Source organism: Actinoplanes sp. NPDC051494 (assembly GCF_044454705.1).
Classification (GTDB): Bacteria; Actinomycetota; Actinomycetes; order Mycobacteriales; family Micromonosporaceae; genus Actinoplanes.
Map to the genome: position 1 here is coordinate 332,988 of NZ_JBITDZ010000010.1, position 25,314 is coordinate 358,301.

At 71.3% G+C, this 25,314-nt stretch carries 21 protein-coding genes; 13 read left to right on the top strand and 8 right to left on the bottom strand.

Annotation, left to right across the window (positions count from 1 at the left end; translation table 11 throughout):
* The first annotated feature begins 101 nt into the window (after positions 1-101).
* The 10 genes from ACIA6A_RS30930 (at position 102) to ACIA6A_RS30975 (ending at position 13,929) form a co-directional block, all read left to right on the top strand.
* Complete coding sequence (locus ACIA6A_RS30930; protein WP_396101476.1) at positions 102-1,778, top strand: sodium:solute symporter family protein; 1,677 nt, start codon at positions 102-104, stop codon at positions 1,776-1,778.
* A gap of 10 nt (positions 1,779-1,788) precedes the next feature.
* On the top strand, positions 1,789-2,061 hold the full coding sequence (locus ACIA6A_RS30935) for a hypothetical protein (protein ID WP_396101477.1): 273 nt from the start codon (positions 1,789-1,791) through the stop codon (positions 2,059-2,061).
* 89 nt (positions 2,062-2,150) lie between these two features.
* Positions 2,151-2,405: a hypothetical protein gene (locus ACIA6A_RS30940; RefSeq protein ID WP_396101478.1), complete on the top strand. Its 255-nt coding sequence runs from the start codon at positions 2,151-2,153 to the stop codon at positions 2,403-2,405.
* A 119-nt stretch (positions 2,406-2,524) separates the two neighbouring features.
* A complete protein-coding gene (locus tag ACIA6A_RS30945) occupies positions 2,525-5,563 on the top strand; it encodes a M14 family zinc carboxypeptidase (RefSeq protein WP_396101479.1) in 3,039 nt (1,012 codons plus the stop codon).
* A 101-nt stretch (positions 5,564-5,664) separates the two neighbouring features.
* On the top strand, positions 5,665-7,137 hold the full coding sequence (locus ACIA6A_RS30950) for an alpha/beta hydrolase (protein WP_396101480.1): 1,473 nt from the start codon (positions 5,665-5,667) through the stop codon (positions 7,135-7,137).
* Positions 7,138-7,142: 5 nt separating this feature from the next.
* Positions 7,143-8,900 carry an ABC transporter ATP-binding protein gene (locus ACIA6A_RS30955; RefSeq protein ID WP_396101481.1) on the top strand — a complete coding sequence of 586 codons (1,758 nt, stop codon included), beginning with the start codon at positions 7,143-7,145 and terminating at the stop codon, positions 8,898-8,900.
* A 2-nt stretch (positions 8,901-8,902) separates the two neighbouring features.
* Positions 8,903-10,831 (top strand): ABC transporter ATP-binding protein, encoded by a 1,929-nt coding sequence (locus ACIA6A_RS30960; protein WP_396101531.1) that lies wholly within the window; start codon positions 8,903-8,905, stop codon positions 10,829-10,831.
* Positions 10,832-10,840: 9 nt separating this feature from the next.
* The gene (gene ggt, locus ACIA6A_RS30965) at positions 10,841-12,619 is read left to right on the top strand and encodes a gamma-glutamyltransferase (RefSeq protein ID WP_396101483.1); all 1,779 of its coding nucleotides are present in this window, start codon (positions 10,841-10,843) and stop codon (positions 12,617-12,619) included.
* Between the two features lie 275 nt (positions 12,620-12,894).
* Positions 12,895-13,044, top strand: a complete 150-nt coding sequence (locus tag ACIA6A_RS30970) for a hypothetical protein (protein WP_396101484.1) — start codon at positions 12,895-12,897, stop codon at positions 13,042-13,044.
* A 6-nt stretch (positions 13,045-13,050) separates the two neighbouring features.
* Positions 13,051-13,929 carry a helix-turn-helix domain-containing protein gene (locus ACIA6A_RS30975; protein ID WP_396101485.1) on the top strand — a complete coding sequence of 293 codons (879 nt, stop codon included), beginning with the start codon at positions 13,051-13,053 and terminating at the stop codon, positions 13,927-13,929.
* Positions 13,930-13,938: 9 nt separating this feature from the next.
* On the opposite strand, the gene ACIA6A_RS30980 is transcribed toward ACIA6A_RS30975, so the two are convergent.
* The 6 genes from ACIA6A_RS30980 to ACIA6A_RS31005 form a co-directional block, all read right to left on the bottom strand.
* Positions 13,939-14,607: a hypothetical protein gene (locus tag ACIA6A_RS30980; protein ID WP_396101486.1), complete on the bottom strand. Its 669-nt coding sequence runs from the start codon at positions 14,605-14,607 to the stop codon at positions 13,939-13,941.
* Between the two features lie 77 nt (positions 14,608-14,684).
* Positions 14,685-16,778 carry an ATP-binding protein gene (locus tag ACIA6A_RS30985; protein WP_396101487.1) on the bottom strand — a complete coding sequence of 698 codons (2,094 nt, stop codon included), beginning with the start codon at positions 16,776-16,778 and terminating at the stop codon, positions 14,685-14,687.
* A 66-nt stretch (positions 16,779-16,844) separates the two neighbouring features.
* Positions 16,845-17,531 (bottom strand): tRNA (guanosine(46)-N7)-methyltransferase TrmB, encoded by a 687-nt coding sequence (trmB, locus tag ACIA6A_RS30990; RefSeq protein WP_396101488.1) that lies wholly within the window; start codon positions 17,529-17,531, stop codon positions 16,845-16,847.
* A gap of 24 nt (positions 17,532-17,555) precedes the next feature.
* The gene (locus ACIA6A_RS30995) at positions 17,556-18,497 is read right to left on the bottom strand and encodes a TolB family protein (RefSeq protein WP_396101489.1); all 942 of its coding nucleotides are present in this window, start codon (positions 18,495-18,497) and stop codon (positions 17,556-17,558) included.
* A 792-nt stretch (positions 18,498-19,289) separates the two neighbouring features.
* On the bottom strand, positions 19,290-19,934 hold the full coding sequence (locus tag ACIA6A_RS31000) for a hypothetical protein (protein ID WP_396101532.1): 645 nt from the start codon (positions 19,932-19,934) through the stop codon (positions 19,290-19,292).
* 267 nt (positions 19,935-20,201) lie between these two features.
* Complete coding sequence (locus ACIA6A_RS31005) at positions 20,202-21,086, bottom strand: fructosamine kinase family protein (protein ID WP_396101490.1); 885 nt, start codon at positions 21,084-21,086, stop codon at positions 20,202-20,204.
* A 23-nt stretch (positions 21,087-21,109) separates the two neighbouring features.
* On the opposite strand from ACIA6A_RS31005, the gene ACIA6A_RS31010 reads away from it, so the two are divergent.
* The gene (locus ACIA6A_RS31010; RefSeq protein ID WP_396101491.1) at positions 21,110-22,003 is read left to right on the top strand and encodes an aminoglycoside phosphotransferase family protein; all 894 of its coding nucleotides are present in this window, start codon (positions 21,110-21,112) and stop codon (positions 22,001-22,003) included.
* On the opposite strand, the gene ACIA6A_RS31015 is transcribed toward ACIA6A_RS31010, so the two are convergent.
* Positions 21,981-23,024: an FAD-dependent oxidoreductase gene (locus ACIA6A_RS31015; protein WP_396101492.1), complete on the bottom strand. Its 1,044-nt coding sequence runs from the start codon at positions 23,022-23,024 to the stop codon at positions 21,981-21,983. The two genes, ACIA6A_RS31010 and ACIA6A_RS31015, sit on opposite strands and share 23 nt — an antisense overlap.
* Before the next feature lie 98 nt (positions 23,025-23,122).
* On the opposite strand from ACIA6A_RS31015, the gene ACIA6A_RS31020 reads away from it, so the two are divergent.
* Positions 23,123-23,956: an alpha/beta fold hydrolase gene (locus ACIA6A_RS31020; RefSeq protein WP_396101493.1), complete on the top strand. Its 834-nt coding sequence runs from the start codon at positions 23,123-23,125 to the stop codon at positions 23,954-23,956.
* On the top strand, positions 23,949-24,503 hold the full coding sequence (locus tag ACIA6A_RS31025) for a TetR/AcrR family transcriptional regulator (RefSeq protein WP_396101494.1): 555 nt from the start codon (positions 23,949-23,951) through the stop codon (positions 24,501-24,503). The genes ACIA6A_RS31020 and ACIA6A_RS31025 overlap by 8 nt, the downstream gene beginning before the upstream one ends.
* Here ACIA6A_RS31025 and ACIA6A_RS31030 read toward each other — a convergent pair whose 3' ends face one another.
* The gene (locus tag ACIA6A_RS31030; protein WP_396101495.1) at positions 24,504-25,283 is read right to left on the bottom strand and encodes a helix-turn-helix domain-containing protein; all 780 of its coding nucleotides are present in this window, start codon (positions 25,281-25,283) and stop codon (positions 24,504-24,506) included.
* Between the last annotated feature and the right edge of the window lie 31 nt (positions 25,284-25,314).

Consider the following 25,314-nt stretch of genomic DNA (forward strand, 5'->3'; position numbering starts at 1 on the left):
CCATTCGATCGCAGATGGTGATCCCGGATGTGCGGGCGGGCTCAGTTTTTACGAAGTTGAAACCGGGTATGCCGCGCGCGACTGCATCCCAGGAGGTGCCCATGGGCATTATCGCGGCTGAGGGACCCGGGCTCCGGCTCGATCTCGACGTCTTCGACTACCTGATCCTCGTGATCTATTTCGCGACGGTGCTGGGGGTCGGATTCGCCGCTCGAAGAGCGATCAGCACCAGCTCCGACTTCTTCCTCTCCGGGAGATCGATGCCGGCCTGGGTGACCGGCATCGCGTTCGTCTCGGCGAACCTCGGCGCGCTCGAGATCATCGGCATGGCCGCCAACGGCGCCCAGTACGGCCTGATGACCCTGCACTACTACTGGATCGGCGCCGTCCCGGCGATGGTCTTCCTCGGCATCGTGATGATGCCGTTCTACTACGGTTCCAAGGTCCGTAGCGTCCCGGAATTCCTGCGGCTGCGCTTCAACCGGCCGACCCACCTGCTCAACGCGGTGATCTTCGCGGTCGCCCAGGTGCTCATTGCCGGCGTCAACCTGTACGCCCTCGCGCTGATCCTCGACGCGCTGCTGAACTGGCCGCTCTGGCTCTCGATCGTGGTCGGCGCCGCGATCGTGCTGGCCTACATCGGCATCGGCGGGCTGTCCTCGGCGATCTACAACGAGGTGCTGCAGTTCTTCGTGATCCTCGCGGGGCTGCTGCCGCTGACCATCGTCGGCCTGGTCAAGGTCGGCGGCATCGACGGGCTGTTCGCCAAGGTCCGCGACAGCGATCTGGGCGACGCGGCGCTGCACACGTGGCAGGGCACGGCGAACTCCGGCAACCCGCTCGGCGCGAACTGGATCGGCATCGTGTTCGGCCTCGGCTTCGTGCTCTCGTTCGGGTACTGGACCACGAACTTCGCCGAGGTCCAGCGGGCGCTCTCGGCCAAGGACATGAGCGCGGCGCGGCGTACCCCGATCATCGGTGCCTTCCCGAAGCTGCTGATCCCGGCCGTCACCGTCATTCCCGGCCTGATCGCCATCGTGACCGTGCGCGGCCTCGGGTCGAACTCCGGCGACCTCTCCTACAACAACTCGATCCCGCTGCTGATGCGCGACCTGCTGCCCAACGGCGTGCTCGGGGTCGCGGTGACCGGTCTGGTGGCCTCGTTCATGGCCGGCATGGCGGCGAACGTCAGCGGTTTCAACACGGTCTTCACGTACGACATCTGGCAGAGCTACATCGCCAAAGGCCGTTCCGACGAGTACTACCTCAAGGCCGGCCGGCTCGCCACGGTCGCCGGCATCGTGATCAGCATCGGCACCGCGTTCATCGCGGCCGGTTACGACAACATCATGAACTACATCCAGGCGCTGTTCTCCCTGATCAACGCCCCGTTGTTCGCGACGTTCATCGTCGGCATGTTCTGGAAGCGGATGACCGCGTGGGCCGGCTTCTGGTCGCTGCTGCTCGGCACGCTCTCCTCGCTCACGCTGTACCTGCTCTACCTGGGCGACGTCGTCACGTTCAACTCCGACCTGGAGGAGAGCTTCTGGGGCGCCGGCCTGGCGTTCACCACCGCGGTCGTGTTCGCGGTCGTGGTCACGCTGTTCACCCGGCCCAAGCCGGAGAACGACCTGCGCGGGCTGGTGTACGGCCTGGCCGGCACCACCGCGTCGGGTGACGTGATCCTGGCCGGCGACAAGGTCTGGTGGCGCAACCCCGCACTGCTCGGCGGCATCGCCGTCGTCCTGGCGTTCCTGCTCTACATCCCGGTCTGGTGAGGTGCTGATCATGTCTGATGAGATCAACGGGCAAGAGGACCTGAAGAAGGCCTCGGCCGCCGCGAAACTGTTCGACGTGCGCCGGGTGATCGGCGGGCTGTTCGTGGTGTACGGCGTGATCGTCACGCTGATCGGGGTCTTCGACTCGCCGGCCGAGGTCGACAAGGCCTCCGGGGTGCGGATCAACCTCTGGATGGGCCTGGGCATGCTCGCGCTCGGCCTGCTGTTCCTCGCCTGGCTCTGGTGGCGCCCGGTGAAGGTGGTGCCGTCCGAGGACGTTTGATGGAGACGCCGGTGCGGGTCGGGTGCAGCTCGGTTGCACAGCCCCCGCATACCTTCCAGTGAGGGGCCTGTGCTTCCGATACTCAGGGCATGGAACCCCTCGCCTCAGTAAGCCTCGCCACGGGAGCGTCGACCCGCTCCCCTGGCTGGCAGATGCAGCTTCGTGTTGACTATGTCGTCAACAAGGTCATGCAGACGCATCGCGGCCAGTCCGAGGCCGACGTTGCGCAGGCCATCAACGATCAACTCCGCAGCGTAGGTGTGGTGCCCAACGGGCGCCAGATCGCGCAGTACGCCGCGGCGATCAGTCAGTTGCCGCAGCTACCGCCGAACAACCGAGACTGAACCATAACGCCAGCTTTCCGCCCGCAGCCGTCAGCGGGCGGTGAGTCGGTGCTTGACAGGGTCTCTTCATGGCCGGGAAGGTCCATTCAGGATCTTTCCAGCCATGGAGGCCCAACACCATGACATCAGCCCGCTGGGCAACAGCCTGCGCGCTCTCGTTAGTGACCGCGGCCGCCGCGGTCCTCCCGGGGATCACGCCGGCCGCTGCGGCCCCGACTGACGACACGCTCGGCGTGTACGTCGGCACCCTCGACCGCGCGCAGTTCGAAAAGCTGCGCGCTGCCGGTGTCGACGCCGACGAGACCGCGTACTCCGCGGCCGCGGACGGCAAACTCACCGTGGAGACCATTCTCAGCCCGGGTCAGGCCGCGTCGCTGGTCGACGACGGCCTGCCGCTGACCATCAAGGGCGCCTCGGCCCGTGCGCGGGCCAAGGCCGCCGCCGCACCGACCGTGTTCCGGCCCTACAACACCCCCGGTGGCCTGCGCGAGGAGCTGGTGGCGACCGCCGCCGCGAACCCGCGGATCGCCAAGATCGAGACGCTCGGCAAGTCCGTACGCGGCGTGCCGATCCAGGGCATCAAGCTGACCGCCGACGCCCGCAAGGTCCCGGACGGGCGCCGCCCCGCGGTGCTGTACATGGGGGCCCAGCACGCCCGTGAGTGGATCACCCCGGAGATGACCCGGCGGCTGATGCACCACTTCATCGACGGGTACGGCAAGGACCCCCGGATCACCAAGTTGATCAACACCACCGAGCTGTGGTTCGTGCCGGTCGCCAACGTCGACGGCTACGACTTCACGTTCACCGACGGGCACCGCCAGTGGCGCAAGAACCTGCGCGACAACAACGGCGACGGCCAGATCACCACCGGCGACGGCGTGGACATCAACCGCAACTTCGCCGAGAAGTGGGGTTACGACAACGAGGGTTCGTCGCCCGACCCGGCCAGCGAGACCTTCCGCGGCACCGGCCCGAACTCCGAGCCGGAGACCAAGGCGTTCGACGCGCTGTTCAAGCGGGTCGGTTTCGAGTTCCTGATCAACTACCATTCGGCCGCGCAGCTGCTGCTGTACGGCATCGGGTGGCAGGTCGACACGCCCAGCCCGGACGACGAGATCTCCGTCGCGCTGGCCGGCGACGACGCGCACCCGGCCGTACCCGGTTACGACCCGGACCTGTCGGCCGAGCTGTACCCGACCAACGGCGAGACCGACGGCCAGGCCCAGCACCGGTACGGCACGATCGCGTTCACGCCGGAGATGAGCACCTGTGCCACCGCCTCGAACGTCGACCCCGCCGACGCGTGGAACGAGGGCGACTGCGAGAGCATCTTCACGTTCCCGGACGACGAGAAGCTGATCCAGGGCGAGTTCGCCAAGAACATCCCGTTCGCGCTCTCGGTCGCGGAGTCGGCGAAGAACCCGGCCAACCCGGTGTCCTCGGTCGGCCGGACCACCCCCGACCTCAAGGCCGACCCGTTCGCGTTCTCGTACGGCAAGGACCAGCCGGTGGCGGTCACCGCCAAGCGCAGCCTCGGTACGGTCACGCTGCACTACTCGATCAACGGTGGCCGGGCGAAGACCACGCGCACCAGGGAGTGGAAGGGCGGTGAGCGCTACGGCGACGGCATGGACAAGTACTTCGCCGAACTGCGGGGCACCGTCAAGGCCCGCGCCGGTGACAAGGTGAAGGTCTGGTTCACGGCCCGCAAGGCCACCTCCGTGCCGTTCACGTACACCGTCGACAAGAAGATCGGCGGGGACGTGCTGGTACTCGCCGCCGAGGACGTCACCGGCATCTCGCCGGTCGCCACCGACGGTGCGACCAGCGCCCGCTACGCCGACGAGTACGTGGCGTCGCTGCGCAAGGCCGGCAAGAAGGCGGACGCCTACGACCTCGACACCCACGGTGGCAAGGCGCCGCACCCGCTGGGTGTGCTGTCGCACTACAAGGCCGTCGTCTGGGAGACCGGCGACGACGTGATCCCGCGCACCGTGGGCCAGCCCGGCGGCACCACGACCCGCGCCGCCGCGCAGACCCAGATCGCGGTCCGCGACTACCTCAACGAGGGCGGCAAGCTGATCCACTCCGGCAAGTACGCGGGGTACGCCGAGGCGGCCGGCAGCTACGCCTACCAGCCGGAAGGCCCGGGGGAGTGCACCAGCCCCTCGAGCCCGCTGTGCATCCCGCTGTCGAACGACTTCCAGCAGTACTGGCTGGGCGCGTTCTCGTACATCGACAACGGCGGCACCTCGCCCGAGGGCACGACGTACCCGGTGACCGGCTCCGCGGGCCGGTTCACCGGATACACGGGTACGCCGGGAGCGGGTCACACCGCGTCGCTGCTCACCACCTCCAGCATCCTGCCGGCGGACGAGTTCCCGCAGTTCGCCAGCTCGGGCCCGCTGGACTGGCAGCTGCCCGGGGCGCAGCCGTACGACCCGTACGAGGGGGACTGGTATCTCTGGAGCGGGCAGGCCGACGCCTCGTACAAGCGGCTGACCCGGACCGTTGATCTGAGCGCGGCGCAGAGCGGCCGGCTGACGTTCCGGACCTCGGTCGACACCGAGCAGGACTGGGACTACATGTTCGTCGAGGCGCACGAGGTGGGCACCGACAACTGGACCACCCTGCCCGACGCCAACGGGCTGACCAGCACCGACACCGGGGCGAGCTGCCCGGAGGGGATCGCCGGTCTGCACCCGTTCGTCGCCCACTACCAGAGCGCCGACTGCGCGCCGACCGGCACGACCGGCACGTGGAACGCGGTCTCCGGCAACAGCGGCGGCTGGAAGGAGTTCGACGCCGACCTGTCCGGGTACGCGGGCAAGCAGGTGGAGGTCTCCATCACCTACATGTCGGACTGGGGCACCCAGGGCATCGGCGTCTTCCTGGACGATGTCCGGGTCGAGGTCAACGGCACGGTCACCGCGCAGACCGGGTTCGAGACCGATCTCGGCGGCTGGACCGTGGCCGCCCCGCCGGCCGGCACCGGTGTCGCCGCCAACACGTGGGAGCGCAGCCAGCTGGCGCTCGACTTCGGCGCCGGGGTCACCACGGCCGACACCCTGTACCTCGGGTTCGGCCTGGAGACGCTGAGCACGACCCAGCGGGACGACCTGATCCGCCGGGCCCTGAAACACCTGAAGGTGTGACGCTTCGGCGCTGAATCCGCCAATCGGCAGTCCGCGCCGCGCGCTTCGTCTAGACATGAGGCGCGCGGCGCGGCTGCCGTGCAGGCTGGAGACAGAACGCAGTGCTCGCAATCCTCCGGCCGGTCCTGGCCGCCCTGCTCGCCCTTCCCGCCGCGGTGCCCGGCCCGGCCTCCGCCGGGCCGTCGCTCTCGTGGAAGCCCTGCAAGGAGGACCGCACGGCGCAGTGCGCCACCCTCAAAGTGCCGGTGGACTGGGCGAACCCGTACGGCCCGGCCGCGAGCGTCGCCCTGGCCCGCCGCCCGGCCACCGACCCGGGATCCCGGATCGGCACGCTGGTGGTGAACCCCGGCGGACCCGGTGGCTCCGGCGTCGACTTCGCGCTCGACGGCACGTACTTCTTCAGCGCCGCGCTGCGCCGCCGCTTCGACATCGTCGGCTTCGACCCGCGCGGGGTCAGCCGCAGTACCCCGGTGGTCTGCTCGGCGACGTTGCTCGCCGCCGGGCCGCCGCCGCTGATCTCCGCCGCCCGGGGGTACGCCGCGAACGTCTCCTACAACCGCAGGCTCGCGGCGGACTGCGCGCGGCGCACCGGCCCGGTCTACGGCCACCTCGACACGCTGAGCGTGGTCCAGGACATGGACGCGATCCGGGCCGCCCTCGGCGAGCGGACGATCAGCTTCTACGGCGCGTCCTACGGCACCCTGCTGGGGGAGCAGTACGCGGAACGGTTCCCGGAGCGGGTCCGGGCGCTCGTGCTGGACAGCGTGATGGACCACAGCGTCAGCACGCGCTCGTTCCTGGACGCCGAGACGGCCGCGTCGCAGGACTCGTTCGACGAGTTCGTGGCCTGGTGCGACCGCAGCACCGAGTGCGCGCTGCACGGCCGCGACGTCCGCGCGATCTGGACGTCCCTGCTGGCCCGGGCCCGCCGGGGCACGCTGCGGGACCCGTTCGAGCCGGGCTACCGGCCGCGCACCCTCGACCTGCTCGGGGTCGCCTTCAGCTCCTTCTACGACCCGCAGTGGCACGCGCTGGCGCTCTACATCAAGGAGGCCGCGAGCGCGGCGAAGGGCCGGCGGGCCGGTGCCCCGGTCACCGAGATCCAGAACCCGTTCCCGGCCATCTTCTGCGACGACTGGGCGGTGCCGCTGAGCTGGACCAGCCTGCGGCTCCGGCTCGGCGCGCTGGCCCGGGCGCATCCGCAGATGACGGTCTCGCCGCTCGGGCTCACCTCGGTGGTCAGCTGCCTGGGCACCCCGGTGGTCCCGGACAACCGGCAGCGGCGGCTCTCCCCGGCGCGGACCGGTCCGGTCCTGCTGATCAACTCCCGGCACGACCCGGCGACCCCGCACGTGTGGGCGCGGGCGGTGGCCCGCCAGCTCGGCCCGGCGGCGAGCCTGGTCACGTACGAGGGCTGGGGTCACACCGTCTACGGCCGCAGCAAGTGCGTGAACGGGGTGGTCGACACGTACCTGCTGACGGTCCGGCCCCCGGCGGCCGGGACGTCCTGCCCCGGGGTGCAACCGCGGCCGGCCGGCGTCGGGCGGCGGGCACCCGGCAGGGCGTACCGTTAGCGGCAGTGACTCGTCGCGCGCCCCGGGCATCGATCGATCCCGACACCGGTAAATCCTGGCTCCGGCGTGCGTTGCCGCTGGTCAAAGCGCATCGAGCACTGTTGATCACGTCGCTGGCGCTGTCCTTCGCCGGGCTGGTCGTGCAGGTACAGATCCCCAACCTGCTGCGCATCGGCATCGACCGGGCCGTCGTCGAGCGCACCGCGCAGCTGTCCACCTATGTCTGGTGGATCGCCGGCCTGGCCCTGCTGCAGGGCGTGATCAACTACCTGGCCCGGCTCTACCTGCTGCGGACGGCCTACGAGATCGAGTACGACCTGCGGACCATCGTCTACGCCCACCTGGTCCGGATGCCGTTCGGGTTCTTCGACCGGGTCCAGTCCGGCGAGCTGATGTCGCGGTCCAGCTCCGACATCCGCGCGGTGCAGATGTATCTCGCGTTCGGCCCGTCGATCCTCGTGCAGTGCCTCATCGCGGTGGTCGCGTTCGGGTTGATGCTCTCCATCGACGTGCCGCTGGCGATCGTCGCGATGGCCACCATGCCGGTCATCGGCTTCCTCGGCGTCGGCATGCGCAAGGCGGTCTTCCCGGTCTCGTGGCTGATCCAGTCCCGGCTGGCCCACCTCGCCACCGTCGTCGACGAGAACATCCAGGGCGTCCGGATCGTCAAGGCGTTCGCCGCCGAGGGCCGCCAGCTGCGCACGCTCGGCGAGGCGGCGGACCGGATCCGCTGGGCCTACCTGCAGGACGCCCGGATCCGCAGCCGCTGGACGCCGGTGCTGGACAACCTGCCCCGCCTCGGCCTGGCACTCGTGCTGCTGGTCGGCGGCATCATGGTGATCCGCGGCGGCACCACGGTCGGCACGATCGTCGCGTTCAACTCCTACGTGCTGATGCTGCAGCCACCGTTCCGGCTGCTCGGCATGATGATCATGCTGGGCCAGCGGGCGTCGGCGTCGGCCCGGCGCATCTACGAGATCCTGGACACGCCCAGCGACGTCGTGGACCGGCCCGCCCCGATCGAGGCCGGGTTGCGGGGCGAGGTGGCGTTCGAGGGCGTCCGGTTCGCGTACCCCAACGGGACCGTCGCCCTCGACGGCCTGGACCTGCGGCTGCGGCCGGGGGAGACGGTGGCGGTGGTCGGCGCGACCGGCAGCGGCAAGTCCACACTGGGCCGGCTGCTCGCCCGGTTCTACGACGTCACCGGCGGGCGGATCGCCATCGACGGTCACGACGTACGCGATCTGCGGTTGTCGTCGCTGCGCGAGCAGGTCGGCATCGTGCCCGACGAACCGTTCCTGTTCTCCCTGTCGATCCACGACAACATCGCCTACGGCCGTCCGGCCGCGACCCGCGACGAGGTGGTGGACGCGGCCCTGGCGGCCGGCGCCGACGGGTTCGTGCGCGAGCTCCCGCAGGGGTACGACACGGTGGTCGGCGAACGCGGCTACACGCTCTCGGGCGGTCAGCGGCAGCGCGTAGCGATCGCCCGGGCGTTGCTGGTGAACCCGCCGATCCTGGTGCTCGACGACGCGACCAGCGCCATCGACGTCACCGTGGAGCAGCGCATCCACCACGCGCTGAGCGCCCGGATGACCGGCCGGACCACGCTGATCGTCGCGCACCGCCTCTCCACCATCGGACTGGCCGAACGCGTGGTCCTGCTGGCCGGTGGCCGGGTGATCGCCGACGGCACCCACGCGTCGCTGCTGGCCACCGAGCCCCGCTACGCCGCGGTCCTCGCCACGGTGGCTGTCCCGTGAGCATGTTCGGCGGCGGGTTCGGCGGCTTCAACGCCGGTGGGCGGCCCTCGGTCTCCCGTGCCGGCATGCCGTTCGCCGGGATCCCCGCCGAGCTGGCCGAGGGGGTCGCCCGGCTGGAGAGCGCGGAACCCGACCACGGCGACCCCGGCGTGACGTTCGACCCGGTGGCCGACCGCGGCGGCCCGGTGTCCGTGCGGCGGCTGCTCGCCGGGCGCCCGCGCCTGCTGCTCGCCGCGGTGCTCGCGGTGCTGGTCGAGACGTTGCTGCTGCAGGCCGGCCCGTTCCTGGTGCAGATCGGCATCGACCACGGCATCGTCGCGCGCGACCTGCCGGTGCTGATCGGCACGACCGTCGCGTTCGTGGTCGCCGTGCTGCTCACCGGCGTGGCCACCGGCGCCCGGATGCGCCAGAGCGGCCGGCTCGCCGCGTCGGCCACCCGGGACCTGCGGATCCGGGTCTTCGCACACCTGCAACGGATGTCGCTGGACTACTACACCCGCGAGAAGGCCGGCGTCACCATGACCCGGATGACCTCCGACGTGGAGGCGCTGCAGAGCCTGATCGGCGACGGCTTCGCCCAGTTCGGCATCCAGGCGCTCACCATGGTCCTGGTCACCGCGGTGCTGTTCCACTACCACGCCGGGCTGGCCGTCATCACGCTGCTGCTGGTCGTGCCCCCGCTCGCGATCCTGTCGCTGTGGTTCCGCCGGGCCGCCGACCGCGGCTACGCCCGGCAGCGCGACGCGATCGCCGCCCTGTTCGCCGACCTGTCCGAGAGCCTCAACGGGGTCCGGGTCGTCACCGCCCACAACCGCCAGGAACGCAACATCGTCGCGCACCGCGAGGTGGTCGGCGCGTATCGCGACGCCAACGACGTCACCGGCCGGATCAACGCGATCTACGGCCCCGGTTCCTCGGTGATCGGCCTGCTCGGCATGGCGGCGCTGCTGCTGATCGGCGGCCGGATGGTGCTGCGCGGCTCGATCACCATCGGCGAGCTGACCGCGTTCGTGCTGTACCTCAACGCGTTCTTCGCCCCGGTGCAGCAGCTCGTCCAGCTCTACACGCAGTACCAGCAGGCCCGGGCCGCGGTCGGCAAGCTCAACGGCCTGCTCGGCACCGGGCCGTCGGTGGTCCCGGGCGCCGCCGCGACGGAGCTCCCGCCGGTCCGCGGCGAGATCGTCTTCGACGACGTGAGCTTCGGATATCTCCCGGACCGCCCGGTGCTGGAGCACGTGCGCCTGCGGATCGCGCCCGGCGAGACGGTGGCCTGCGTCGGGCCGACCGGGGCGGGCAAGTCCACCATCGCCAAACTCGTGACCCGGCTGTACGACCCGGTCGCCGGGCGGATCCTCATCGACGGCCACGACCTGCGCGACGTGACCCTGGCCTCGCTGCGCCGCCAGATCGGCGTGGTCCCGCAGGAACCGTTCCTGTTCGCCGGCACGCTGCGCGACAACATCGCGTTCGCCCGCCCGGACGCCACCGACGCCGAGATCGGGGCCGCGGTGGACGCGGTCGGGCTGCGCGACCTCGTGGAACGCTCCCCGGAGGGCCTGCTCACCCCGCTGCACGAGCGCGGCCAGTCGGTGTCGTCGGGGGAGCGGCAGCTGCTCGCGCTCGCCCGGGCGTTTCTCGCCGAGCCCCGGGTGGTCGTGCTCGACGAGGCCACCTCCAGCCTGGACCTGCGCAGCGAGCTGCGGGTCGAGGCGGCGCTCGACCGGCTGCTCGACGGGCGCACCGCGATCCTGGTCGCACACCGGCTCTCCACCGCGATGCGCGCCGACCGGATCATCGTGGTCGACGACCACGGCATCGTCGAGAGCGGCTCACACACAGAACTGCTCGCGGCGGCCGGACGTTACGCCGGGATGTATGAAACCTGGGCGTCCGGCGCGTCCCCGGTTGTGCCGGACCCGCCGGGCCGGTAGGCAGAGGTTATGAGATTCACGCTCGCGCTCACTACGACCGCTACGCTCACTCTCGGTTTCATAGCAGTTCCGGCCGCGGCCCAGGCGCACACCGATCCGCACACCGCGACCGGGTACGGCGGTGCCGTCTCCACAGTCGACGCCACCGCGACCGCCGTCGGGCTGGACGTGCTGCGCCGCGGCGGCAACGCGGTCGACGCCGCCGTCGCCACGGCCGCCGCGCTCGGTGTCACCGAGCCGTTCTCCGCCGGCATCGGTGGCGGCGGCTTCTTCGTCTACTACGACGCCAAGCGCGGGACGGTCAGCACGATCGACGGCCGCGAGTCCGGGCCGGCCACGATGACCGAGAACATCTTCGTGGATCCGGCCGACGGGTTGCCGTACGACTTCCAGGAGGCCCGGGTCAGCGGCCTGTCCGTGGGCACCCCGGGCACGCTCGCCACCTGGGAGGCGGCGGCGAACAAGTGGGGCACCCGGTCGCTGGGCAGCCTGCTGCAGCCGGCCGCGAAGGTCGCCGACAAGGGCTTCCCGGTCGACGCCACGTTCCGCCAGCAGGTCGCCGACAACGCGGCGGCGTTCGGCCAGTTCGACGCGACACGCGAGCTGTACCTGCCCGGTGACGCGCCGCCCGCGGTCGGCACCACGCAGCGCAACCCCGACCTCGCCGACACCTACCGGCTCATCGCCAAGCGCGGCACCGGCGTCTTCTACAAGGGACAGGTCGGCGCCGACATCGTGCGCACCGTCCAGCACCCGCCGGTCTCCGCCGACCCGGCCGGCACCTGGGCCTACCCGATCCGGCCCGGCGGTCTCACCCGCTCGGACCTCGCCAACTACCAGGTCCGGTTCCCCGCCCCGACGAAGTCCGGCTACCGCGGCCTGACCGTCTACGGCATGGCCACCCCGTCCAGCGGCGGCACCACGGTCGGCGAAGCGCTCAACATCCTCGAGAAGACCGACCTCAAGAAGGCGACCACGACCCAGGCACTGCACCAGTACGCCGAGTCGACCGCCCTCTCCTTCGCGGACCGCAACCGGTACGTGGGCGCGTACACCTCGCCGGGGGTGGTGAAGAAGCTCCTGAGTGACCGCTGGGCGACCCAGCGCGCGTGCCAGATCGACCCGGCCCACGCGCTGACCAAGCCGGTCCCGCCGGGCGACATCACCGCGGCCGGCTGCACCCCGGCCCCGGTCGGCGGCAAGGTCGAGGAGGGTCAGAGCACCACCAACCTCACGGTCACCGACCGCTGGGGCAACATCGTCGAATACACCCTGACCATCGAGCAGACCGGCGGCAGCGGCATGGTCGTGCCCGGCCGGGGCTTCCTGCTCAACAACGAACTGACCGACTTCAACTTCGCGGGTACGCAGGGCACCGCCCCCGACCCGAACCTCCCGGGCCCGAACAAGCGCCCCCGCAGCTCGATGTCCCCGACGATCGTCATCAAGGACGGCAAGCCGTTCCTGGCCCTGGGCTCCCCGGGCGGGGCGACCATCATCACGACGGTCCTGCAGATCCTCATCAACCGCATCGATCTCGGCATGACCCTGCCGCAGGCGATGGCGGCCCCCCGGGGCTCCCAGCGCAACAGCGCCGGCATCCAGGCCGAACCCGCGTTCCACCAGCTGTACGGCCCGGGCCTCACCGCCCTCGGCCACACGTTCGGCCCGGACGTGGCCGAACTGGGCGCGGCCACCGCCATCGAGTTCACCCGCCACGGAGGCCTGATCGCCACCGCCGAACCGGTCCGCCGGGGTGGTGGTTCAGCCGCGGTGCTCAAGCGCTGAGTCGCGATCGGTGGCCATCGCCTCGGGGCGGTGGCCACCTCTCTGCGCCCTGAACCCGCGTTTGCGTTCTTGATCAGCCCCGGGCCGTGCCGCAGGATGGATCACTCGATCCACTGCCGGTGCACGTGCATGCACACGTGCAACTGCATTTGCATCGTAGTGAACCGCAGGGGCAAAATTTCGGCGTGACCATGCAGAAGCATCAATCCCGTGGGGCGCGAGCGTCATGCTGCACCGCGGATCACCATCGGGCCGCCGCCCGTACGGTCTGGGTGGTGCTCGCCCTCGGGGTCGCGCTGATGGCCCTGTCCCTCGGTTCGGCCCTGCTCGGGCAACCGGCGGTGGCGGTCCTCGCCGGCACCGGAGCTGTCGGTGTGACGCGGGAGCTGATCCGGCGCCTGCCCCCGGCCGAGGGCAGGCGCTGATCACCCGTGCCTACCGTCATGTCGTCGGGGCCGGAGTCGACCGGCCGTCCCGAGGTCGCCCGTGCGTTGCTGGGCGGCCGGCTGCGAGCCCTGCGGGAGACCCAGGGGATCAGCCGGGGTGCGGCCGGCCGGTACATCGGCTGCTCGGATCCCAAGATCAGCCGGATCGAGCTCGGCGCGACCACCGTCAAGGAGAGCGATCTGTCCCGGTTGCTCGACCTGTACCGGGTCGACCGGCCCGCTCAGCGACTCGCTCTCCTGCGCCTCGCCGGCCTGCTCAACGCACCGCAGTGGTGGCACGACGATCGCGACGTGCTGCCCGGCTGGCTCTGCTCCTACCTGGTGCTGGAGGAGTTCGCCGAGCACATCCGCACCTACGAGACCCGGTTCGTGCCCGGTCTGCTGCAGACACCCGCGTACGCCGAGGCGGTCATCCGGTTGCATCACCACGACGAACGCGAGGTCCGGCGCCGGGTCGACGTGCGACGGAGACGGCAGCACCGGATCCTGCGGCGGACGCGGGAGAGCCTGTGGGCGGTGATCGACGAAGCCGCCCTCACCATGCAGATAGCGAGCCCGGCGGTCATGCGGGAGCAGATCGACTTCCTGATCCGCGCGACCACCCACAAGAGCGTCTCGGTGCAGGTGCTGCCGACCGGGCTCGCCGCGGCCGCCACCGGCGGGATGTCGTTCTCGATGCTCCGGCTGCCGATCGAGAAGCTGACCGACGTCATCTACCTCGAGCAGATCAACAGCGCGATCTTCCTCGACGACCCGTACGACTGCGATCCCTACATGGCCGGCTGGCAACTGCTCATGGGTGCGGCCCGCAAGCCGGCGGAGACCCTGCCGTTCCTGCGGCGGGCACGCGATGCGCTGAGATAGCCCGGCTGTTCAGAGCGCGACGGCGATGGTCAGGGCTCCGGCGGTGATGAGGACGGCGGCCCAGAGGCGGTCGACGGTGAACCAGGACCGGCGCCGGATCCGGACGCCGACGCCTTCGTAGGCCACGACGGCGCAGGTGGCCATCACCGCGAGCATGGCCACGGTGTGGACGCCGGCGGCCAGCAGGCCGGTGAGTGCTCCGGCCGCCGCGTCGCCGCCGGGGGCCGGTCCGCTCGCCGTCACGCCGGCCAGGTGGCCGGTGTGCGGGGTGGTGACCGCCGGGCCGGACAGCAGGACCGGCAGGAGCATCAGGCCGGCGCCGTGGGCCGAGGACATGAGGAAGGACCACCCGGCGAGCTGGGCCGCGGACATGCGCATGTCCGCCCAGCGGAAGTGGCGGGCCGACAGCAGCTGCCACAGGCCGGAGGCCACCAGGATCGCCCCGCCGCCGATGGCGACCACGGTGCCGGCCACCACCGAGCTGGTCGCGGACACCACCGCGGCCACGATGGCGACGGAGGCCAGGTGGCCGGCGGCTATCGGGGGCAGGGTGGCCAGGGCCCGCGTACGGCTGCTGTCCTGCATGCCCCGGGCGACCGCGAAGAGCCAGCCCATCGCCGGGTTGAGGCCGTGGAAGGCGCCCAGCGCGGCGAGCGTGGCGAGCTGGCCGATCGTCACGGGAGGTAGCGTTCGTCCGGGGCCATGCCGTCAGTGTCGGTGCTGATGTCGATCTTGACTATCCCCGGACCGGCCCGTCAGCGGGCGTCGAGGGGCAGTTTGACCAGCACCGTCGTGCCCGGGCCGTCGTGTTCGACCAGCTGCACGCTGCCGTGGTGGCGCTGGACCACGGCCCGGCTCAGGGTCAGGCCGAGCCCGCTGCCGGGGATGGCCCGGTCCCGGGCGCGGCTGGTCCGGTACAGGCCGGTGAACATCTTCTCGCGCTCCTCCGGCGAGACCCCGATCCCGGTGTCCGACACCGAGAGCTCCGCCGCCCGGCCGGAGACCCGCAGGGTGACGGTGACGTGGCCGCCGTCCGGGCTGTACTTGACCGCGTTGCCGAGCAGGTTGTCCAGCACCTGCCGCAGCCGCTTGCCGTCGCCGGGCAGCACCAGCTCCGCCGGCAGGTCGGTGTCGATCGTGATCGGCTCACCGGAGACCGCTTCCCGGGTACGGTCGACCGCCTCCCGGACCACCTCCGCCAGGTCCATCGGCATCAGGTGGACGTTGGCGTGCCCGGTGTCGAGCGCCGACAGCTCCAGCAGCTCGCCGATGATGTGCCGCAGCTGGGTGGTGTTGCGTTCGATCACCTCGAGCATCGCCGGCCCGTCCGCGGCGAGCGTCTCCGCGTCGGCCTCGCGCAGCAGCTCGGTGTACGCCCCGATCGAGGTCAGCGGCGTCCGCAGCTCGTGCCCGATCAGCGCCAGGTACTCGTTCTTGGTCCGGACCAGCTGCCGCTGCAGGTCCTCGACGACGTCGCGCTCCACGAACTGCCCGATGTGCGCGGCGATGCCGGACATCAGCGCGAGGAGTTCGTCGTCCGGGCTCTCGGCGCTGCCGGAGAACACGTTCAGGACCCCGAAAGCTTCCAGCCCATGGCGTACGGGGATGGCGAGCGCGGCGTGCAACTGCGACTCGGCGGCGGTCTCGGGGGAGATGAGGCTCTGCGGATTCTCGACGTCACGGATCCACAGCGGTTTGCCCGCCTGCCAGGCGCGCCCGGCCAGCCCGACGCCGTACGGGAGCTCGGCCGGCACCTCGATGTCGGAATCCCACGCCGGCGTGCTCCACTGGGCCACCGACCGGATGACCCCGGCATCGTCGTCGACCAGCCACAACTCGGCGTGCGTCCAGCCCAGCGTGCGGACGATCGCCTCCAGCACCCGGGGGCCCGCCGCCTCGATCCCGGGGGCGTCCGCCAGCGCCGTGATCACGCTCAGCTCGCACGTCCGGAACCGTTCGGCCCGCTTACGCCGGGTGACGTCCTGCACGGCCTGGACCGCACCGACCGTACGCCCGCCGGGCCCGATGATCGGCTGTGCGTCGATGACGTAGTAGCGGGTCGGGCGTCCCCGGCCCTGCAGGACCAGCTCCTCGCCGCGCAACCGTTCGCCGCGCAGGGCCCGGAAGAGCGCGGTGTCCTCGGCGTTGATCGGGTCGCCCTCGCCGTCGGTGAGCCCGGCGACGGTGGCGTCCTCGTCCAGCGACCGGGGCAGCCGGGTGTCGCCCCACAGCTTCTGCATCCGGGAGTTGACCAGCACGATCCGCCCGTCCGCGTCGCAGGCGGTGACCCCGTCGTGCAGGCTGTCGAGCACCGCGTCGAGGAACCGGCGCTGCCGGTCGATCTCGTACCGGGAGAGTTGTTCGGTGATGAGCATCGTCCCGACCTGCGCGGCCTCGGCGACGGCGGAGATCTCGCCGGTGCTCCACCGCCGCGGGTCGGCGTCCACGGCGCAGCACATGCCCAGGATCGCGCCGGTCTCGTCGCGGATGGGCTGCCCCAGGTACGCCCCGGGCCGGCGGCGCACCCCGGCCCGCATGAGCTCCCGCACCCGCTCGTCGGTGCCCAGGTCGCCGATGACCAGGGGGAGACCGCTGGTGACGACCAGGCCGGGGATGGTGCCGGCGATCGGTATCTCGGCGATCTGTTCCCGGGGCGTCTCCAGCCCGTAGCTGCCGTAGAGCTTCAGGTGGTCGCCCTCGACGACGTGCACCATCCCGCACGGGGCCCGCGCGGACCGGGCGATGAGCGCGGCCAGGTGATCGGCGGCCCCACTGGCCAGCACAGTCGTGGTGCTTCCCGGTCCGGCGCTCGGGGTCGGTTCGACGCCGGCCCGGGGGTCAAGATCCATTCGCGGCATGCTCCGGCCTCCACCGACAGCATACGGGCACGAAAGCGATAAAACCGGCGAATCTCCTCAGTGGCGCCGGTACACCAGGTCGAAAATCTGCCGCCCGTCGCGTACCCCACGCTGCTCGAACTTCGTCACCGGCCGGCGCTCCGGCCGCGGTGCGAACCCGTCGTACACGTTGACCAGCCCGGCGTCCCCGTCCAGGGTCTCCGCCATCGCGTGGGCGTAGTCCGCCCAATCGGTCGCACAGTGCAGGGTGCCGCCCACCCGCAGCCGCTCCCGCAGCAGCGCGACATGCGAGGGCTGGATCAGTCGCCGCTTGTGGTGCCGGGCCTTCGGCCACGGGTCCGGGAAGAACGAATGCACCGCGTCCAGGCTCCCCGGGGCGAGCCGCCGGACCAGCTCCATCGCGTCACCGTGCGCGACCCGCAGGTTCGTGAGCCCGCGCGCACCGGCCAGGGCCAGCAGGTTCGCGATCCCCGGCGTGTGCACCTCGACCCCGAGATAATTCCGCTCCAGGTCACCGGCGGCCATCACCGCGGTCGTCTCACCCATCCCGAAACCGATCTCGAGTACGGTCGGCGCGTCCCGCCCGAACAGCTCCGCCAGATCGAGCGGCGTCCGGTCCCCGTCCTCGATCGTGATCCCCATGACCGGCCACAGCTCGGCGAACGCGTCGGCGTGCCGGTTGCCCATCCGCCCCCGCCGGGGATGAAACGTCCGCACGGGCCGGCCGGCCGTCAACTCACTCATGGGGCCCCACGATACCGAGGTGCCTCAGGCCTTCCTCGGACGCTGCACGTCGGGCTGCGAACCCGGGTGGAAAGCGACCCGGGCACCGGTGTTCACATTCAGGACCATCACCCACGAACTCTTCCGGTACGTACTGGTGGTCACCGCCCGGGCGCCGTCGATGTAGGCCAGCTCCCGGTCCTGGGCGGCCCCGACATCCCGCTTCGCCCCCGTCGAGGTGGTGTACTCCACGACGTGCAGCGGCTTGTCCTCCGCGGTGGTCTCGCCCCGCTGGTAGGCGGTCCAGGCCAGCTTCGAGCCGTCACCGCTCCAGCTGGGCACCACGGCAAACCCGGAATTCTGCACCCCGCCACCCCCGTACGCGGCAAGGATCTTCTCCCTGCCCTCCTTCACGGACCCCAGGGTCAGGCACGCATCGTAGGTCGACTCGCAGTCCCCGCCCCGGAAAGCCATCATGCTCCCGTCCGGCGACCAGGCCACCGCGTCGTCGTACCGCAGCCGCTCACTGACCGACCCGGTCGCGGCGGCCTTCGCGGCGGGCTCGGCCGGGAGTTCCTCACCCTTGCAGGAGCTGGGAAAAAGCACCTCTGGCACGGCGTTCACCGCGGTCGCCGAGATCTTGTACACCCCCGGCCCACCGGAACACGACAACGAGGCGAAAGCGATGCTCTGCCCGTCGGGCGCCCACGAGGGCCCGGACGCGGCCCGGGTGCTGACCCGCCGCTTCCCGCTCCCGTCGGCCTTCATGGTCCACAACTGCCCGTTCCGGAGCAGCGCGATCAGCTTGCCGTCCGGCGACCACCGGGGCCGCGACCAGCCACTCCCGGTGGTCACTTTGCGCTCTGCGGGGCCCTTGCTGACAAAAACATCCCCACCCCGCACATACGCGACCAGGCCGGCCATCCCCGGAGCCGCAGCCGCCGGGGCCACCCCCACCACCCCGATCCCGGCAATCCCCGCCGCCACCACAGCAATCCGCCCAGCAACCCGCATCTCCAACGCCCCCCGACGTCGTACCCCCGCTGTCAACGCAGACATCGTCGCAACCAGCCCGCACCTAAGAAGTTCCCACTCCGAAACCCAAACAAATCCGGACCGTTAGTACGATCCGCCCTCCCCTAACCCACCCATCCGCCGTCGCCGGCCCAGAATCGCCCGGCCCAGAATCGCCATTACCGGCCCGGGGCTGTCTGCCCGGGGCTGCTTGCGCTGCGTCGCTTGCCTGGGTTGGTCGCTCTGGGCGGCTTGCTGGGCGTGGCGTGGGTGGTCGCCCTGGGTTGGTCGCTCTGGGCGGCTTGCCCGGTGTGGCGCGGGTGGCCGCCCGAGTTTGGCCCGGCATGGGTTGGCCTGCCTCGGTGTGTCTGCGCCAGGTAGCCGCCCTGGAAGTGTCCGCGACTGGTCGAGCCGCCTGATCCGGTCGGGCTGGGTGGGTGAGTCGGCACGACCTGCCAGGTGACGCGCGCTCATGGACCGGTGCACGCAGCCCCCCAGCTCGGTGCCGGCCGCGCTCGAGGCGCGGCAGCTGGACCCGGGCTTGGCCTGCCCGTGCCGGGCCGCCCGTGCCGGGCCGCCCGTGCCGGGCCGCCCGTGCCAGGCCGCCCGTGCCAGGCCGCCCGTGCCAGGCCGCCCGTGCCAGCCGCCCTGGGTGGGCCTCCCCGGGCCAGCTGCCCAGGCCAGGCCGCCCCGGGCCAGCTGCCCTGGGTGGGTTGTCGTCCCGCGTGGGCCCGCGCCGGGTGGCGCGGGCTCCTGGCGGGTGTGTCAGGCGGCTGGGGTGCCCCACATGCTGGTGAAGGCTGCTGCCTCGCCGGCCAGCCAGCGTTCGATGTCGGCTGTTTTGGCGGCTGGGTCGAGGCGGTGGATCTGGGCTCGGCGCAGGTCGATGAGGACCGGCTCGGCGTTGGGGAGGATCTGGTCCATGTGGCGGGACATGAGGTGGAGGGTGGCGGTTACCACCTCGGGGGTGGGGGGCTGCTCGTCGAAGTGGAGGCGGATGGCTTCGCGGTGGTTGTCGGCGTACCGCAGGCCGAAGTGGGGGTTGACCTTGACCGCCAGGGGGCCGACCGGGGCGATGGCTTCGCGGGTCTGGGCGAGGCTGACGTCCTGGGGGTCGCCCAGGGAGTGCAGGTAGGCGAGGGCGCCGGTGCTGACCGCTTCGTAGAGCGGCTTCCATCGGGGCTTCACGAGGTCGGTCACCCCGGTGAGGTAGCTGCCGCCGGTGCGGAACGCGATGTCCGCCTTGAGGGCCTTGACGAGTTGGCCGTGCGGGTTGAAGCCGCTGCGGCGCTCGCGCTGGCGGCGCAGACCACCCACGAAGGTGGCCTTGGCGGGGCCGGTGCGGGCAACGTAGCGGGTGAAGCCCAGCATGGTCGCGTAGGGCGGGATGGTGGGCGTCGTTGTAGACATAACGGGCGTCGTCACGTTGATCTCCCCGCAGCTCAGAAGCTGTTTTCGTACACACATACTAATCGACGGGTACGACAATTCCCAACCTGGTCGGGGGCCGGCGGGATGTCGGTTCTCCGCGAATCAGGCGAGTGTCCGGGTGGATCTGCGAGCGCTCGGCCGGGCCGGTTCCAGTCCGGCCAGGGTGCGCGGGAAGGGTCGGTGCGCGGGAAAGGTCGGTGCGCGGGAAGGGTCGGGGCGCGGGAAGGGTCGGTGCGCTGACCGGGATCAGGCCGGCGTCCGGAACGGGGCGAGGGTGGCGCGGATCAGTTCGGCCGCGCCCCAGTCCTGGTCGAACTGGGCCAGCACGGCGAGGTGCTGTCGCAGCTGGATGATCGGCATCCGGGCCGGCCAGTCGCGGTCGAGGGCGGTCAGCTCCGCGTAGACGGCGAAGAAGCGATCCGCCTCCCGTGGGGGTGACGTGGTCCATACGTGGGCGAGGTCGATCTCGGCCCACGTATAGGACACCGCCGGGTCGATCACCGCGGGCCGCCCGTCGGCGTCGGCCAGCAGGTTCTGGGCCCACAGGTCGCCGTGTGTCAGGCAGGCCGGACGCTCCGGCAGCAGTTCGGGCAACCGATGACACAGCTGTTCCAGGGCGGCCCGGTCGCCGGCGTCGAGGGCGGCCTCGACCCGGGGCTCGCCGAGCCAGCGGAGCAGCCGGTGTTCCGCGAAGAACGCGAAGCCGTCGTCGTCCCAGGTGTTGATCTGCCGTCGGCGGCCCAGCCAGTTGTCCCGGTGCCAGCCGAAGCGGGGGTGGATCGTGCTCAGGTGCAGGCGGGCGAGTGCGTGGGCGAACTGTTCCCAGTAGACCTCGGTGCGGGGCCGTGGCCGCAGTGCGGACAGCACGAGCAGCTGCCGGTTGGCGAGGATCACGTCGGGTGTCGTCATGTCGCCGAGCTCGCGCAGGCTGGCCAGTCCCTCAGCCTCCGCGGCGAACACGTCGTCGCCCGGTGGGTCGGCGAACGCTTTGACGAACACCGGAGGTGCGTCCCTGCGGATCGCCATGCCCGCGAGCGCCGCGAGTCCACCTGACGCCGGCTCCACTGTGACGACGTCGCGCATCCCGGCCCGGTGCAGGCCGTCGAGCAGGAACTCCGCCGAGCGTGTCATGAGCCGATCGTAGAATCACCGTCATGGTTGAGCTCTCCGCGGAGCTGGTCCGAGATCTGCTGCGTGATCAGCATCCTGACCTGGCCGGTCTGCCGGTCCGGCTGGGGGCCCGGGGCTGGGACAATCAGTTGTGGCGACTCGGCGACGATCTCGCGGTCCGGCTGCCCTGGGCTACCTCACACGCCGATGACCTCCTGCGTAAGGAGTACGCGTGGGTGCCCACGCTGGCCCCGCACCTGCCGCTTCCGGTTCCCGTTCCGCTGCGGATCGGTGAGCCCTCCGAGAGGTTCGCCCGGCCATGGCTCGTCACCACGTGGGTCCCGGGTGCGCCGGCCGACCGGGAGCCCGTCGGGGAAGCGGCCGGGGCCGAGTCGCTGGCCGCCTTCCTGACGGCTCTGCACCGGCCCGCCCCGCCTGGCGCGCCCGCGGGGCGGGACCGTGGTGGTCCGCTGACCGGGGCGGCGGAGGGGTTCGAAAGGATGCTCGCCGACGCCGCCGGGCGGGGACTGGTGCATGACACGGAGGCCGTCCGGGCGGTGTGGCAGGACGCGGTCGCGGCACCCGCATGGGCGGGCCCGGCCATGTGGATCCACGCCGACCTGCATCCGGCCAACGTCCTCACCGCGGACGGCTCGCTCTGTGGGGTGATCGACTTCGGGGATCTCTGTGCCGGTGACCCGGCGTGTGACCTCGCCGCTGCCTGGATCCTGCTGCCGGACGGTGCTCTCGACCGCTTCCACGCGGCCTACCGGCCCTCGCCGGATCCCGCGATGCTGCGCCGGGCCCGGGGCTGGGCGCTGGGGCGCGCCCTCACCTGCGTGCTGATCGGTGCCGACGACGGGCCGGGCGGCAAACCCACCTGGGGTCCGCCGGGGCTGGCCTCGCTGCGGCGTCTTACCGGGTCGGCAGGTACGTGAGCAGGGCGTTGACGGCGGCCCGGCCGGCTCGGTTGGCGCCGACCGTGGACTGCGACGGGCCGAAGCCGACGAGGTGGACGCGGGGGTCGGCGGTGACCTGGGTGCCGGTCATCCGGATGCCGCCGGCCTCGTTGCGCAGGTGCAGCGGGTCGAGGTGGGACAGCGCCGCTCTGAAGCCGGTCGCCCAGAGGATGGCGTCGACGGCGGTGAACGAGCCGTCCGCCTCGCGTACCCCGGTGGGTTCGATGGCGGTGAACATCGGGCGGCGGTCGAGGGCGCCGCGGTCCCGGGCGGCCAGCGCGTAGGGCGTCCAGATCAGGCCGGTGTACGAGACGACGCTCCCGGTCGGGCGGCCCGCCTCGACGTCCGCGGTGACCTTCTCGATGGTCTGCCGGCCGGCCACCTCGGGTTCGAACGCGCCGTGGAAGACCGGTTCGCGCCGGGTGTACCAGAACGTGGTCGCGACCTGGGAGATCTCGTCGAGGAGCTGGACCGCGGAGATCCCGCCACCGACGACGGCGACCCGCAGGCCGGCGAGGCGCCCGGCCGACACGTACTCGTGGGTGTGCAGCTGGATGCCGGTGAACGTCTCCTGCCCCGGGTAATGGGGCCGGACCGGGTTGGTCCAGGTGCCGGTGGCGTTGATGATCGCCCGGGTGGTCCACTGCCCGTGGTCGGTGTCGACGATGAGGGTGCCGTCCGGGGCCGGGCGGACCTCGGAGACGTGCACCGGGCGCAGGATGGGCAGCCCGGCGTGCTGTTCGTAGGCCGAGAAGTAGCGCGGCACCGCGGTGCGGCTGGGCTCGCCGGGGTCGAGCGGCGGCTTGGGGAAGCCGGGCAGGTCGAAGATGCCGTTCACGGTCGCCATCCGCAGCGATTCCCAGCGCTCGCGCCAGGCCCCGCCCGGTGCCGGGGCCGCGTCGAGCACGACGAAGGACGTGATGCCCCGTCGTTTCAGGTGGTAGGCCGCGGAGAGCCCGGACTGGCCGCCGCCGATGACCACTACCGACACCGTCCGCACGCTGTCGATCTTACCCGTGCTCCAGGTCACAGTTGACGTAGCTGGCTAATCGCATTAGCTTTTAGCTAACGTAATTAGCCAAACGCATGGAGGCAGTCATGACCGAGTTCCTTTCCGTCGACGGTGGCCGGATCGCCTACGAGGTGACCGGTGAGGGCCCGCTCGTCGTGCTCGCCCACGGGATGGGTGACTCCCGCGACGCCTACCGCTTCGTCGCCCCGCGACTGGTGGCCGCCGGCTACCGGGTGGCCGCGACCGACCTGCGTGGCTCCGGCGATTCCGACATGACATTCACCGGCTACACCCGTACGGATATCGCGGGTGACCTGATCGCCCTGGTCCGCCACCTGGGCGGGCCGGCCGTGCTGGTCGGCCACTCGATCTCCGGCGGTGCCGTGACCATCGCCGCGGCCACCGCTCCCGAGCTGGTCAGCGCGATCGTGGAGCTGGCCCCGTTCACCCGCAAGCAGGCGGTCAACCTGGGTGACCTGCGCATCAAGCGGGTCCGGCAGGGGATGACCCGGCTGCTCGGCGCCGCGATGCTCGGCAGCGCCAGGCAGTGGCTCTCCTACCTCGACGTCTCGTATCCGGGTGTCCGGCCGGCCGACTGGACCGCGCAGCTGGCCCGGATCGAGGCGAAGCTCAACGAGCCCGGCCGGATGAAGGTGCTGCAGAAGATGGGGCAGTCCACCCCGGCCGACGCCGGTGCGCACCTCGGCGGGGTGCGCTGCCCGGCGCTGATCGTCGAGGGCACGCTCGACCCGGACTGGGCCGACCCGCGGGCCGAGGGTGCGGCTATCGTGGCCGCGATGCCGGCCGGCGTGGCCGACCTGGTGCTCGTCGAGGGCGCCGGGCACTACCCGCACACCCAGTTCCCCGATGAGGTTGTGACGCTCATGCTCCCGTTCCTCGCCGCGGCCGTCCGTGCCTAGGGCCGGGCTCGACCGGGCGACGGTGATCGCCGCGGCCGCCGAGATCGCCGACGAGCGGGGTCTCAGCCAGCTGACGATGGGCCTGGTCGCCGAGCGGCTCGGCGTGCGCGCCCCCTCGCTGTACAAGCACGTGGCAGGGCTCGCGGAGCTGCAGAACGGCATCGGCGTGCTGGCGACCGCCCAGCTCGGTGACGCGCTGCGCGACGCCATGCAGGGCTATGCCGGGCGGGACGCGCTGGCCGCCGCCGCCCGGGCCATGCGGGCCTACCTGACCGGGCATCCGGGACGGTACGCGGCCACGGTCGGCGCGGCCGCCGGCACGGAACTGGAGGCGGCCGGCGCCCGGGTGATCGAGTCGCTGGCCGCGGTGCTGCGCGGTTACCAGGTCGACCCGGCCGACCAGATCCACGCGCTGCGGACGATCCGCAGCGTGCTGCACGGGTTCGCCACCCTGCAGAGCTCGCACGGTTTCCAGTGGGACACCGACACCGACGAGAGCTTCGAGTGGCTGATCGACTTCCTCGACCGGGGACTGCGCAAACCCTGATCAACCAGCGACGGTACGGGTGAGCACGACGATTTTCAGCTCGGCCTCACCATCGGTCAGGACGTCGCAGTCCACCTCGATCGGCCCGTGCGCCGGATGTTCCACGACCTTGTGGTCCTCCCGGTGCGTGCCCACCGCGCCGGAGGCCCACAGCTCGGCGAACCGCGCATTGCCGTCGGTCAGCGTCCGGATCAGGGTGGTCAGGCGAGGGTCGTCCGGGAAGCGCCCGGTGGCCCGGCGCAGGTCCGACACGACGGCGAGCTCGGTCATGTCGCGGGCCTGCGTGCGCACCGGCCAGTGCGCCAGGGTGGGGGCGGCGCCGTCGACCGGGAAGCTGTCCCGGGCGAAGTTGCGCAGCTCCGGTGGGGTCGGCGACGGGTCGCCCAGCAGCGTCGACCAGGCGTCGTTCCACCAGATCAGCTGGTAGTCGGCGGCGAAGACCGCGACGGCCGAGTCACCGAGGCCCCGCAGCACCCGGTGCACGCCGGGGGTGATGTGGTCGGAGATCGCGGTGCCGGCCGGCGGGGCGAGCCGGGCCAGCAGGTACAGATGATCGCGTTCGGCGGTGCTGAGCCGCAGCGCCCGGGCGAGCGCCGCCAGCACCTGGGCCGACGGGGTGGCGAACCGGCCCTGTTCCAGGCGCACGACGTAGTCGACGGAGATGCCGCTGAGCTCGGCGAGCTCCTCCCGGCGCAGCCCCTTGGCCCGGCGGGCGCTCCCCGGGGCGGCGGGCGGCAGGCGGTCGCGCCAGGCGCGGAGGGTGGAACCCAGCTCGGTCATGGTAGGAAAATCCTTCCCTGGCTGACCGCAC